Source organism: Streptomyces sp. NPDC036815 (assembly GCF_055609205.1).
Genome location: NZ_JBVJPW010000001.1, coordinates 367,700 through 381,127 on the forward strand (window position 1 = coordinate 367,700; position 13,428 = coordinate 381,127).

9 protein-coding genes are annotated in these 13,428 nt (G+C 72.0%); 8 read left to right on the plus strand and 1 reads right to left on the minus strand.

Translation table 11 applies throughout. From position 1 onward, the window contains the following. Window positions 1-22: 22 nt before the first annotated feature. The 6 genes from ACZ69I_RS01625 (at window position 23) to obgE (ending at window position 9,058) form a co-directional block, all read left to right on the plus strand. Window positions 23-823, plus strand: coding sequence for a TIGR03936 family radical SAM-associated protein (locus tag ACZ69I_RS01625; RefSeq protein WP_470830010.1), 801 nt, complete (start codon window positions 23-25; stop codon window positions 821-823). Window positions 824-1,056: 233 nt separating this feature from the next. Then, window positions 1,057-5,079: an Rne/Rng family ribonuclease gene (locus tag ACZ69I_RS01630; protein ID WP_470830011.1), complete on the plus strand. Its 4,023-nt coding sequence runs from the start codon at window positions 1,057-1,059 to the stop codon at window positions 5,077-5,079. A 219-nt stretch (window positions 5,080-5,298) separates the two neighbouring features. Next, window positions 5,299-6,651 carry a phospholipase D-like domain-containing protein gene (locus ACZ69I_RS01635; RefSeq protein ID WP_470830012.1) on the plus strand — a complete coding sequence of 451 codons (1,353 nt, stop codon included), beginning with the start codon at window positions 5,299-5,301 and terminating at the stop codon, window positions 6,649-6,651. Between the two features lie 200 nt (window positions 6,652-6,851). Then, window positions 6,852-7,172, plus strand: coding sequence for a 50S ribosomal protein L21 (gene rplU, locus ACZ69I_RS01640; RefSeq protein ID WP_365355698.1), 321 nt, complete (start codon window positions 6,852-6,854; stop codon window positions 7,170-7,172). Between the two features lie 14 nt (window positions 7,173-7,186). Next, window positions 7,187-7,441: a 50S ribosomal protein L27 gene (gene rpmA, locus ACZ69I_RS01645; protein ID WP_030564037.1), complete on the plus strand. Its 255-nt coding sequence runs from the start codon at window positions 7,187-7,189 to the stop codon at window positions 7,439-7,441. Between the two features lie 168 nt (window positions 7,442-7,609). Continuing rightward, window positions 7,610-9,058: a GTPase ObgE gene (obgE, locus tag ACZ69I_RS01650; RefSeq protein WP_467669142.1), complete on the plus strand. Its 1,449-nt coding sequence runs from the start codon at window positions 7,610-7,612 to the stop codon at window positions 9,056-9,058. A gap of 141 nt (window positions 9,059-9,199) precedes the next feature. On the opposite strand, the gene ACZ69I_RS01655 is transcribed toward obgE, so the two are convergent. Beyond that, window positions 9,200-11,299 carry a hypothetical protein gene (locus tag ACZ69I_RS01655; RefSeq protein ID WP_470830014.1) on the minus strand — a complete coding sequence of 700 codons (2,100 nt, stop codon included), beginning with the start codon at window positions 11,297-11,299 and terminating at the stop codon, window positions 9,200-9,202. Window positions 11,300-11,615: 316 nt separating this feature from the next. On the opposite strand from ACZ69I_RS01655, the gene proB reads away from it, so the two are divergent. Further along, window positions 11,616-12,722: a glutamate 5-kinase gene (gene proB, locus ACZ69I_RS01660; protein WP_467669138.1), complete on the plus strand. Its 1,107-nt coding sequence runs from the start codon at window positions 11,616-11,618 to the stop codon at window positions 12,720-12,722. Between the two features lie 170 nt (window positions 12,723-12,892). Next, window positions 12,893-13,426 (plus strand): hypothetical protein, encoded by a 534-nt coding sequence (locus tag ACZ69I_RS01665; protein WP_470830016.1) that lies wholly within the window; start codon window positions 12,893-12,895, stop codon window positions 13,424-13,426. Window positions 13,427-13,428: the final 2 nt, after the last annotated feature.

The following is a 13,428-nucleotide window of genomic DNA, read 5'->3' on the forward strand; positions in this document are numbered from 1 at the left end:
AGGCCCGCCGCCCGCACCCGCGGTGCAGCGCATCCGACTGCGTTACACCAAGCGCGGCCGCCTCCGGTTCACCAGCCACCGTGACTTCCAGCGCGCCTTCGAGCGTGCGCTGCGCCGCGCCGAGGTGCCCATGGCGTACTCGGCGGGGTTCACCCCGCACCCGAAGGTGTCGTACGCCAATGCCGCACCCACCGGCACGGGCAGTGAAGCCGAGTATCTGGAGATCGCGCTCACCGCGCAGCGCGACCCGGACAAGCTCCGTGAGCTCCTCGACGAGTCGATGCCCGCCGGGCTCGACATCGTCGACGCCGTCGAGTCCCGCACGTCAGGGCTCGCCGACCGGCTGACGGCGTCCGTCTGGGAACTGCGTCTGGACGGTGTGGAGCCCGCGGCGGCCGAACGTGCCGCCGCGCTGTTCACGGCCGCCGAGCAGGTCGAGGTGCAGCGCCGGACGAAGAACGGCATGCGCACCTTCGACGCCCGCGAGGCCGTCGTGAGCCTGGCGCCGGTCACCGACGGTGAACCGATCTCCGCCGACGCTGATAGGCCGACCGACAAGCCCTGTGCGATACTGCGGCTGGTTGTTCGGCACGTGACACCTGCCGTACGACCTGACGACGTCCTGTCCGGTCTCCGAGCTGTGGCCGACCTGGCGCCGCCGGTCCCCGCAGCGGTGACCAGGCTGGCGCAGGGGCTTTTCGATGAAGAGACCGGCACGGTGACCGACCCGCTCGCGCCCGACCGCGAGGCAGTCACGGCCGCTTCAACCACGGCCGCCGTAACTGCCGCCGCGGACGCGCCGGCGCCGGAAGGCCCCCGTTAAGGACGTACGTCACCGCGCAGCCCTCGTACTCGGGAGCCACCTGGGTCGGGCAGCGCACTGACCGAGACTTTCGCCAGGCCGTCCGCATTTGGGCGTACGGAACCGGCGAGACAAGACATAGAGCTCCCGTGCGGCGCCCACGCCCCGGATGGCGGCCCCGCGCATCTAGCGCGAGCCGCGGCCATCACCGGACCAGGCGCGGCGCCCGGGAGCGTGACGGGAGAACCGCCCGCATGCTTGAGCCGAACGAACCCACTGAGGGCTCGCAGAACGACACCCCCAGCGACACCCTGCCGCCGCGCCGCAGGCGCCGCGCGGCCTCGCGTCCCGCGGGCCCGCCGACGGGCGCCGCAGCCGCGGCTCCGGCCATACCGGCCACCCCCGCCCAGGACGTCGAAGACGCCGAGGAGACCGAAGAGGTGGCCGAGGCCACCGAGGCTCCTGCGCAGCCCGACCCCGAGCCCGAGGCCGCCCCGGCGCCGCGTGCGCGTCGCCGTGCGACCCGTCGCGCCTCCGCTCCGGCCGGTGCGCCGCAGGCCGCCGCAGAGGTGCCGGAGCCCGCGGAGGCCCAGGCCCCCGCGCCCGCCACGGAAGAGGCCGAGCCCGAGGCCGCCCCGGCGCCGCGTGCGCGTCGCCGTGCGACCCGTCGCGCCTCCGCGCCCGCCGGTGAGCCGAAGGCCACGGCCACGGAGCCGGCAGCCGCCGCGGAGGAAGCCCCCGCCGCGGCCGAGCCCGAGGCCACGCCCGAGCCCGTCGCCGAGGAGGCCGCGCCGCGCCGTGCGCGCCGTCGCGCCACCCGTGGTGCCTCCGCGCCCGCCGGTGAGCCGAAGGCCGCCGCCGAGGACAGGTCCGCGGAGAAGACCGCCCCGAAGGCGGCCGAGCAGGCCCCCGAGCCGGTGGCCGCCGAGAAGCAGGCTCCTGCCGAGGAAGCCGCCGCCGAGACCGAGGCCCCCGCCCCGCGTCGCCGCCGTGCCACCCGTAAGACCGCGGCCGCCGGATTCTCGGCCCCCGCGGGACACAAGGCCCGCAAGGCCCGCAACAACGACGACTCCGGCGAGGAGGGCGGCCGCAAGCCCGCCCGCCCGGCCGTCGCCGTCTTCCAGGCCCCGGTGTTCGCCGAGCCGATGTTCCAGACCCCGGAGCGCGCCGCCGCGGCGGCCGCCGCCGAGGCCGCGGAGCCGGAGCCGGAGCCCGCCGAGCCCGTGGCCCCCGCCGCCCCCGTGGCGGAGGAGGAGCAGACCCCGCGCCGCCGTCGCCGCCGTCGGGCCGCCGACGAGCAGCCCGCGGCCGCCGAGGAGCGCGAGCCGGTCAAGGCCGCCGATGAGCAGCCGGCCGACGCCCCCGAGGACACCGACGCCGTCGAGCAGGCGGAGTCCGACGACGACGCGGAGGACTCCGGCGAGCGCCAGGGCCGTCGCCGTCGTCGCGGTGGCCGTCGCCGCCGTCGCGGTGACGCCGCGGAGCAGGACGAGCAGAACGACGCCTCCGGCGAGTCCGACGACGCCGCCGAGCAGGCGGAGCGCGCGGGCGACGAGGACGCGACGGACGCCGCCGAAGGTGACGACGACACGGACGCCGACGACTCCTCGGAGTCCGGTGGTTCGGGCTCCAGCAGCAGCCGTCGCCGCCGCCGTCGCCGTCGCCGTGCCGGTGACTCCGCCGAGGGCGAGCCGGGCGACAGCGACCCGGAGCGTACGGTCGTGAAGGTCCGTGAGCCGCGCAAGAAGGAAGAGCGCGAGCTCGGCACCGGCGTCGACGAGGTCACGTCCATCAAGGGCTCGACCCGCCTGGAGGCCAAGAAGCAGCGCCGCCGCGAGGGCCGCGAGCAGGGCCGCCGCCGCGTGCCGATCATCACCGAGGCCGAGTTCCTGGCCCGCCGCGAGGCCGTCGAGCGCGTCATGGTCGTCCGCCAGAACGGCGAGCGCACCCAGATCGGCGTCCTCGAGGACAACGTGCTCGTCGAGCACTACGTCAACAAGGAGCAGGCCACCTCGTACGTCGGCAACGTCTACCTGGGCAAGGTCCAGAACGTGCTGCCGTCCATGGAGGCCGCCTTCATCGACATCGGCAAGGGCCGCAACGCGGTCCTGTACGCCGGTGAGGTCAACTTCGAGGCGCTCGGGATGGCCAACGGCCCCCGCCGCATCGAGTCCGCCCTGAAGTCCGGCCAGTCGGTCCTCGTGCAGGTCACGAAGGACCCGATCGGCCACAAGGGCGCCCGCCTGACCAGCCAGGTCTCGCTGCCGGGCCGCTACCTCGTGTACGTGCCCGAGGGCTCGATGACCGGCATCAGCCGCAAGCTCCCGGACACCGAGCGCGCGCGTCTGAAGACCATCCTCAAGAAGATCGTCCCCGAGGACGCCGGCGTCATCGTGCGCACCGCGGCCGAGGGCGCGAGCGAGGACGAGCTGCGCCGCGACGTCGAGCGGCTCCAGGGGCAGTGGGAGGACATCCAGAAGAAGGCCAAGATGTCCACCACCAGCTCCCCGAGCCTGCTGTACGGGGAGCCGGACATGACCGTCCGGGTGGTCCGCGACATCTTCAACGAGGACTTCTCCAAGGTCATCGTCAGCGGCGACGACGCGTGGGAGACCATCCACGGCTACGTCTCGCACGTGGCGCCCGACCTGGCGGACCGCCTCTCGCGGTGGACGTCCGAGGTGGACGTCTTCGCGACGTACCGCATCGACGAGCAGCTCGCCAAGGCGCTCGACCGCAAGGTCTGGCTGCCGAGCGGTGGCTCGCTGGTGATCGACAAGACCGAGGCGATGATCGTCGTCGACGTCAACACCGGCAAGTTCACCGGTCAGGGCGGCAACCTCGAAGAGACCGTGACGAGGAACAACCTCGAGGCGGCCGAGGAGATCGTGCGCCAGCTGCGGCTGCGCGACCTCGGCGGCATCGTCGTCATCGACTTCATCGACATGGTCCTGGAGTCCAACAGGGACCTGGTCCTGCGGCGCCTGCTCGAATGCCTCGGGCGCGACCGTACGAAGCACCAGGTCGCCGAGGTCACCTCGCTCGGCCTGGTCCAGATGACGCGCAAGCGCGTCGGCCAGGGGCTCCTTGAGTCCTTCTCCGAGACCTGCGTGCACTGCAACGGCCGCGGCGTCATCGTGCACATGGAGCAGCCCACCTCGGCCGGTGGCGGCGGCAAGCGCAAGAAGCGCGGGCGCGGCGGCCCGGACCAGCAGGACCAGGGCCACGAGCACACGCACGAGCACGACACGCAGGACGTCGAGGACACCGAGAGCGCGGCCGAGGTCGAGGCCGAGGTGGCGTCCCCGGTGGCGCTGCCCGAGCCCGAGTTCGTGGCGGACGAGGAGCTGTACAGCAGTGCGGCCGAGGCGGAGGCCGCGGCGTCCCGCGGTGGCCGCTCGCGGCGCCGGGCGACCCGGCGGGCCTCGGCTCCGGCCGGCGCCCCCCGCACCGAGTCCGCTCCCGACGCCCCGCAGGCCGAGGCTCCGCAGGCGGAGGCCCCGAAGGCCGCGTCGACGAAGAAGTCGGCCAAGCGGGCCAAGGCCGCCGAGAAGGCGGAGCGGGCCGCGAAGGCGGAGGCCAAGGCCGCCGAGGTGCCCGTCGTCGACTCCGAGGTCGCGCGCACCGAGGCCCCGGCCGTCGAGGACCCGATGGTGGGTTCCCCCGCGGCCGTCGAGGCGGCCCAGGAGGCACACGCCGAGGTGGCCGAGGCCCCCGCGCAGGACGCCGCGCCGAAGGGACGCACGCGCCGTCGTGCGGTCCGCAAGGCGACGTCGCCCGCCGGTTCGCCGAAGGCCGCGGAGAGCGCCGAGGCCGCCGAGACGGTCGTGGCCGAGGCGCCCAAGGCGGAGCCGGTCGCCGAGCCGGTGGCCGAGGCGCCCGTCGCCGACGCCGCGCCGCCGCGTCCGCGCCGCCGTGCCGTCCGCAAGGCCACCGCGCCGACCGCGTCCGCCGAGGCGGCCGTGATGGTCGTCCCGTCGCCGGAGAAGGCCGCCGGGAAGCCCGCGGAGAAGGCTGCCGAGAAGCCCGCCGAGAAGACCGGGACGGAGTCCGAGGCGCCCGCCGAGGAAGCCGCTCCGGCCAAGAAGACGGCGCGCAAGACGGCGGCCAAGAAGGCGCCCGCGAAGAAGACGGCCGCCAAGAAGACCGCTGCCAAGAAGACGGCCGCCAAGAAGACGACGGCCAAGAAGGCGACGAAGTCGACGGCGAAGAAGGCCGCGGCCGCGGAGCAGACGCCGTCCGGCGTCTCGGCGAGTGCCGGGGACGGCGAGAGCTGACCCCTTCGCGACCTGGTGCCCCCTGTTCCGCGTGCGCGCGGGGCAGGGGGCACCGCCGTGTCCGGCGAATCGGCTTCGACAGCCCGAAAGCGTGAAGCGGGGCCCCCTGCCTTGGTGCGCGGGGAGACACCTGTAAAACTCATGCGGTCTGATAAGTGAACAGGGACGTGAGCGTGCGGTTGGGGAGACGGCGCGCCCGTGTCAGGGGAGGGATGACAGATGGCGCAAGCGCGCCTGCGAGGTACGGGACGTCACCGTGCCGTGAAACCGGTCAAGGGCGGTCGTCAGGCGGTCGCGCTGGCCACGGTCCTCTCGGCCGCCGGAATCCAGGCCGTCGGCTCGGCGGGGACCGCATCGGCGGACCCGGGGCCCACCTGGACGGAGGGGCCGATCTTCAACAACCCGAAGGGGACCCCCGACCAGCAGTACGCGGTGCGCACCCGGCTGGTCGAGCTGACGAACGCCGCGGTGCCGGGCTCGACGATCAAGGTCGCGGTCTACCACGTGTGGGAGGCCACGGTCGTCGACGCGCTGGTGGCGGCCAAGCGGCGCGGCGTGCACGTGCAGATGCTCCTCGACTCGACCAGCAAGACCGACCGGCCGACGAACACCTCGTACAACACGCTGAAGTCGGCGCTCGGCACGGACCGGACCAAGTCGTCGTTCGTCTCGCTCTGCCCGACCGGCAAGTCCTGCCTGGGCGACCCGGCGTACGGCAAGTCGATCATGCACAACAAGTTCTGGCTGTTCTCGGAGGTCGAGGGCGCCAGGGACGTGGTGGTGCAGACCACCTCGAACTCGACGCCGTCGGCGCACACGAAGTTCTACAACGACGCGCTGCTGCTGCCCGACAACCCCGCCATGTACGACGCGTACGCGGACTACTTCACCGACATGCTCGGCAAGCGCTGGGCCGACTGGGACTACCGCACGGTCAGCAGCGGCCGCTACAAGGCGTACTTCTTCCCGCGCAACGGCACGGTCAACGAGACCGACACCATGTACTCGGTCCTGAACAACGTGAAGTGCACGTACAAGGACGCGGCGGGCACCACGCAGCACACGAAGGTCCGCGCCGCGATCTTCAAGATCACCCGACAGCAGATCGCCGACAAGCTCGTCTCGCTGAAGAAGTCCGGCTGCTCGGTGAGCATCCTGTACGCGGAGACGGACAGCGCCAAGAGCCAGGGCGGCACCCCGGGCACCTGGGAGCAGCTGCACAAGTCGGGCGGCCCCTCCGTGCGCTGCTTCAACGACGACAGGGACCCGCTGCACCCCGGCACGCCGCTCACGACGCCCTACATCATCCACTCGAAGTACCTGCTGATCGACGGCGTGTACGACGGCAAGCGGAACAAGGTCTCCTTCACCGGCTCGCAGAACTACACGGCGCCCGCGCTGCGCGAGAACGACGAGGCGATCGTCAAGATCGACGACGACTCGGTGCACGACACCTACCGCTCGCACTTCGACCGGACGCGCGCCGTGGCCTGGCCGGGCAGCGCGGACAGGACGGACCTGTGCAAGGGCGTCAAGCCGCTGCCGCCGGACGGTGAGAATCCCCTCAGGTGAGTGGGGGAGCGGGGCCGGTTTGACCCTTCCGGGTGGGCCCCGTAACCTTGACCGTCGGCGTGTTCCTATACACCGCCACCCCCTGTAAACCTTTTTCCTCTCGTGGCCCGGGCCGTGGCTCAGGCCCATGAGAGAGGCTGTTCCGCTTCTGCGGGCGGCTGGACTGCGGGGGCACCGTTCCGAGCGAGAGAGAGATCCGCGTGTACGCCATCGTGCGCAGCGGTGGTCGCCAGCACAAGGTTGCTGTCGACGACATCGTTGAGGTTGACAAGATTTCCACTGCCAAGGTTGGCGACACGGTCGAGCTCTCGACCCTGCTCGTTGTCGACGGCGAAGCCGTGACGAGCGACCCGTGGGTGCTGGCCGGCATCAAGGTCCAGGCCGAGGTCGTGGACCACCACAAGGGCGCGAAGATCGACATCCTTCGCTACAAGAACAAGACCGGTTACCGCCGTCGTCAGGGTCACCGTCAGCAGTACACGGCGATCAAGATCACCGGTATCCCCACGGCTGCGAAGTAAGGGACTGAGACAAGATGGCACACAAGAAGGGCGCATCGTCCACTCGGAACGGGCGCGATTCCAATGCTCAGCGGCTCGGCGTGAAGCGCTTCGGCGGTCAGACCGTCAACGCCGGTGAGATCCTGGTCCGCCAGCGCGGCACCCACTTCCACCCGGGCTCGGGCGTCGGCCGCGGCAAGGACGACACCCTGTTCGCGCTGGACGCGGGTGCGGTGGAGTTCGGTACCCACCGCGGCCGCAAGGTCGTGAACATCGTTCCGGTCGCCTGAGTCCGTCTTCACTGACTGACCAGTCGCTCGTCGAGCGGGTTCTGCGAGGGCGGACCTTCTTCCCGGTCTTCGGGAAGCGGGTCCGCCCTTCGCGTGTTAGACGTAAGACATTTCCGTACGCCCCCTCTGCCTCGACGGCGTGGGGGGACCCCCAGGAGGCACCAAACCATGACCACCTTCGTGGACCGCGTCGAGCTGCATGCCGCCGCGGGTAACGGGGGCCACGGCTGTGCCTCCGTCCACCGTGAGAAGTTCAAGCCGCTCGGCGGCCCGGACGGCGGCAACGGCGGCCGTGGCGGCGACGTGATCCTGGTCGTCGACCAGGACGTCACGACGCTCCTGGACTACCACCACAGCCCGCACCGCAAGGCCACCAACGGCCAGCCCGGCGCCGGTGACAACCGCTCCGGCAAGGACGGCCAGGACCTGGTCCTGCCCGTCCCCGACGGCACGGTCGTCCTCGACAAGGAGGGCAACGTCCTCGCCGACATGGTCGGCCAGGGCACCACCTTCGTCGCGGGCCAGGGCGGCCGCGGCGGCCTCGGCAACGCGGCGCTGGCCTCCGCCCGGCGCAAGGCCCCCGGCTTCGCGCTGCTCGGCGTGCCCGGCGAGGAGCGGGACGTCGTCCTGGAGCTCAAGACCGTCGCCGACGTGGCCCTGGTGGGCTATCCGAGCGCCGGCAAGTCCTCGCTGATCTCCGTGCTGAGCGCGGCGAAGCCGAAGATCGCGGACTACCCGTTCACGACGCTCGTCCCCAACCTCGGCGTGGTGACGGCGGGCTCGACCGTCTACACCGTCGCCGACGTGCCGGGCCTCATCCCCGGCGCCAGCCAGGGCCGCGGCCTCGGCCTGGAGTTCCTGCGCCACGTCGAGCGGTGCAGCGTGCTCGTGCACGTCCTGGACACGGCGACCCTGGAGTCCGACCGCGACCCCGTCTCCGACCTCGACGTCATCGAGGCCGAGCTGCGGGAGTACGGCGCGGGCCTGGAGAAGCGCCCCCGCATCGTCGTGCTCAACAAGATCGACATCCCGGACGGCCAGGACCTCGCCGACCTGGTCCGGCCCGACCTGGAGGAGCGCGGCTACCGCGTCTTCGAGGTCTCCGCCGTCGCGCACAAGGGTCTCAAGGAGCTCTCCTTCGCCCTGGCCGAGCTGGTCGCCGAGGCGCGTGCCGCGAAGCCGAAGGAGGAGGCGACCCGCATCGTCATCCGGCCCAAGGCCGTCGACGACAGCGGCTTCACGGTCACCCGCGAGGAGGTCGACGGCGAGCCGCTGTACCGCGTGCGCGGTGAGAAGCCGGAGCGCTGGATCCGCCAGACCGACTTCAACAACGACGAGGCCGTCGGCTACCTCGCGGACCGCCTCAACCGCCTCGGCGTCGAGGACGAGCTGATGAAGGCCGGTGCCCGCAACGGCGACGGCGTCGCCATCGGCCCGGAGGAGAACGCGGTCGTCTTCGACTGGGAGCCGACGATGATGGCCGGCGCCGAGATGCTGGGCCGCCGCGGCGAGGACCACCGTCTGGAAGCGCCGCGACCGGCCGCGCAGCGGCGCAAGGACCGCGAGGCGGAGCGGGACGAGGCGCAGCGCGAGTACGACGACTTCGAGCCGTTCTAGGCGGTTGCCGGGCGGTGCCCTCGGGTGTTGCCCTCGCCGTCCCGGGCGCCCGCCCCGCGGCACGTCGCCCGTAGCGCACGTCGCACATGAGAAGGCCCCCGGAGCTCGGCTCCGGGGGCCTTCTCATGTGATCGGGCGGGGTTACGCGGTGACCGAGTCCTCCGCGCCGTTCTGTTCGGACTGGTCCGCCACGTCCTGGTCCATCTCCTCCGCGGCTTCCTCCGCGGCGCGCGGGCCGGGGATGTCCGCGTCGACGCGCTGGTCCATGCGGGCGCGGCGGGCGTCGGCCTGGGCGGACAGGGCGAGGGCCGCCGCGTTGAAGCGGGTCAGGGACGGCGGGTTCGAGGGGCCCAGGAGGTGCTCCTTGAGCTCGGCGCGGGCCTCCGCGTGGGAGTCGAGCTCGGGGGCGCGTACGGCCTTCAGAAGGGCCGCCACGCCGCTCGCGTCGGGCGTGAGGATCGCCGCCGCGGACGCCGTCGGGAAGCTCGCCCGGAACTCCGCCTCGGTCATGCCGGCCGTGTTGGCGACGGCGTACGGCTTCTCGCTGCTCAGCCAGTCCGAGACGACCGAGGAGACGTCGCTGATCAGCAGGTCGGCCTGGTTGAAGCAGTTGAAGATCGCCGGGCGCGCGGCGGTGATGATCTGGTGCTCCCACTCGGGGTAGGACGCCCAGAACGCGGCCTCCCACGCGGCGGTCGCCGCGGCCACGGCGGCCTGCTGGTCGCCGTCCGGGGAGCCCTGGAGCATCATCCGCTCCTGTTCGTCCGCGCTCTTGCGGAAGGACCTGGCGGTCAGCCGGTCCAGCTCCACGGTGCGGCGGACCAGCTCGGCGGCGGCCTCGGGGCCGGGGCGCGCGCCGGAGCGCTTCGCGTTGGCGGCGAGGATCATCGCCTTGATGCGCTCGTTGGCGGCGCCCGCCTCGGGGTTCTGCGAGCCCGTCATCGGGTGCGGCTTGTAGAGGAGGCGCACGGCGGGGTCGGCGAGCAGCTCACGCACGATGTTCTCGCCGGCCAGGACCACCGAGGTGTTGCCGGGGTTGCCGTCCCAGCCCTCCCAGGTGGGGGCGTACAGGACGGTCGTGAACGCCCCGGTGGGCGCGCCCGAGTACGGGCGGATCGGCGACAGCTGCGGGCGGCCGACCTCGACCACGTCCTTGTCCTCGACGCCGATGTCCGCGAGCTGGTAGCGGTCGCGGGCCGCGGGGCCCGCCACCCACACCTCGTCGTACGCCTTCGCGTAGGGGTTGCAGGAGGAGAGCTTGTCGCTCTCGCCGTGGTTGATGAAGGCGTGCTTGATCGTGGGGATGCGCAGGACCTGCGAGGTCTTCGCGGCGTTCGCCGGGTGCAGCATCATCTTCAGCGTCGACGTCTCCAGGGAGAACATCGTGGCGACCTTCGGGAAGCAGATGATCGGCACGTCGGTCGCGTCGATCTTCTGCACCATGAACCGCTCGCGCAGCACGATCAGCGGCTTGCCGTCGAGCTCGGAGAGGGTGGAGAGCCACATGTTCGCCTGGTACGCGGACGTGGAGCCGCCCGAGAAGTACATGGCGACGGTCGGCTTGTACTCCGCCAGCCAGGCGTCGAGCCACTCCATGACCTTCTGGTCGTTCTTCGCCCGCTTCTTCGGGAACAGCCAGGTGGCGAGGTAGATCGCGCCGGCGCCGATCAGGAGGATGGAGATGCCGAGCCCGATGCCGCCCCAGAGCGCGTCGGCGGTCGCCGCGGTGATCAGGAGGCCGACGGTGCCGGGCACCGAGAACGTCAGCAGACGGTGGGCCTGACGGCGGGAGAGGATGCGCGGCGGCGCGGCCGTCAGGTGCAGCTCGGAGGTGTCGATGTTGCGCGTGACGATCGGCAGCGAGCGGGCGCGGCGCACAAGCACGGCGACGGCCTGGCAGCCGAAGTGCAGGGCGTAGAAGGCAAGCAGCGCGATGGTCAGCGGAGACTGCTCCGCCAGCGGCTCGATGCCGTCGATGCGCAGCAGACCCACCAGGATCAGCATGTCGCGCAGCAGCTGGCGGACCGTGACGTCGAAGCGGATCTTCCCGAGCAGGGAGAGCAGGCCCGGCTGCTTGTACTGCAGATAGATGTCGAGCGCGAGGTTCGCGGCGGCCGCGGCGATGAACACCGGAACGTAGGGGATCAGCGCGGTCGCGAGCTGCGTCGCGAAGAGCGCGAACATCGCGAACAGCGCTGACAGCTGCACGATGCGACGAGGGGCGAGTCCGGCAGAGGGCACGAGCTTGGGCTCCTGGCGGGGATGGAGGGGGAATGGGGGGAAGTCGACCACTGACCGTATGACGTGCGGTGGTCCCGTAGCAATCTTCCGTGACGTCAATCACCGGATAAAGGGGCAAACGGACTGAACCTCAAGACCGCTTTTTGCCTCTGACCGGAATACGCCCTCCGCTCCCGGCCGCCCGCGCGGCCCGGTCCGTCCCTCGGAACGGGCAGGCGCGGGGCCCCCGCGCTCACGTAGATTGCAGGTCCGGAAGAGGGCAGGTCCGGGGCATCGGGATCATTTGGGGAAGAGCGTGGCAGCGGCAAGGCAGTCAGTGGCAGAGGCGCGGCGGGTCGTGGTCAAGGTCGGGTCGTCGTCCCTGACCACCGCATCGGGGGGCCTGGACGCGGACCGTGTCGACGCCCTCGTCGATGCCCTCGCCAAGAGCCGCAGCGGCGGCGAGCGCGAGATCGTGCTCGTGTCGTCCGGCGCCATCGCGGCGGGCCTGGCCCCGCTGGGCCTGGTGCGGCGCCCCAAGGACCTCGCCCGGCAGCAGGCCGCCGCCAGCGTGGGGCAGGGGCTGCTGGTGGCCCGCTACACCGCCTCCTTCGCGCGGTACGGCGTACGCGTGGGACAGGTGCTCCTCACCTCCGACGACATGGCCCGCAGGGCCCACCACCGCAACGCCTCGCGCACCCTCGACCAGCTGCTCGCCATGGGCGCGCTGCCGATCGTGAACGAGAACGACACCGTGGCGACCGACGAGATCCGCTTCGGCGACAACGACCGGCTCGCCGCCCTCGTCGCCCACCTCGTCCACGCCGACCTCCTCGTCCTCCTCTCCGACGTCGACGGCCTCTACGACGGCGACCCCGCGAAGCCCGGCACCTCCCGGCTCGACGAGGTCACGGGCCCCGCCGACATGGCGCACGTCGAGATCGGCAGCGCGGGCAAGGCGGGCGTCGGCACCGGCGGGATGGTCACCAAGGTCGAGGCGGCCCGGATCGCCGCGGCCGCCGGCATCCCGGTCGTGCTGACCTCCGCGAGCCAGGCCGGCGACGCCCTCGCGGGCCGCGCCACGGGCACGTACTTCCACCGGACGGGCCGCCGCTCCGCCGACCGGTTGCTCTGGCTGCAGCACGCCTCCGAGCCGCGGGGCGCGCTCGTCCTGGACGCGGGCGCGGTGCGCGCGGTCGTCGAGGGGCGCAAGTCGCTGCTGCCCGCCGGGATCGCCGGGGTCGAGGGCGACTTCACCGCGGGCGACCCGGTCGAGCTGCGGGACGCCGGGGGGCGGGCGGTGGCGCGCGGTCTGGTGAACTTCGACGCGAGAGAGGTCCCGATGCTCATCGGCCGCTCCACGCGCGATCTGGCACGGGAACTCGGACCTGCGTACGAGCGGGAGGTCGTGCACCGCGACGACCTCGTCCTGCTGCACGGGTAGCCCCGGAGAAGTCCCAGGTCGCATCGGACCATCCGCCCCATCCGCCCCACGCGTCCCGGCCGAAAACCACCGCGAACGGCGCGGCGCGACCGGCCCCTGCGAGGTGAAACTCCCCAAAACCGCCCCGCGAGCCCGCTTGGCCTGCTCAACTTTGTTGAAGACAGTTCCGCATGACCATTGCGTATCTGCATCACCATTGCGTAAAGGAGGCCGTCGTGAGACGAGTGCGCCCAGGGGCGGCGTCCCGCGGCCCGGCTGAGCGGGCGCTGACGAGCGTCGCCGCGGGGGCGGTGTACGAGAGCGACCCGCACAGGACGCGCGAGGGGGACCAGGGCGAGGGCCAGGAGGGCGACACGGTGGACGTGCCGCGGCTGTGGCACGTCACGCTGAGCGTCTCCGGTGCCGAGGCCCCGTTGGACGAGGTCAGGCGCGGCCTCGAACAGCTCGCCCACGACCATCCCTTTCTGCTCACCAGCAGATACGCGCCGGACCACGCCGAGATCCGCTACTGGGAAGAGGCCCGCGACCTGCACGACGCGGCCGCGGTCGCGCTGCGGCTGTGGGGCGAGCACCGGCAGAGCGCGCAGCTGCCGCCGTGGGAGATCGTGGGGCTCGAAGTGATCGGCCGCGACACCTATCACCAGCGGATAGCGGAGGGATACGGACCGTTACCGGCCACGCCCGTGGGCGTGCACCCGTTTTGAGC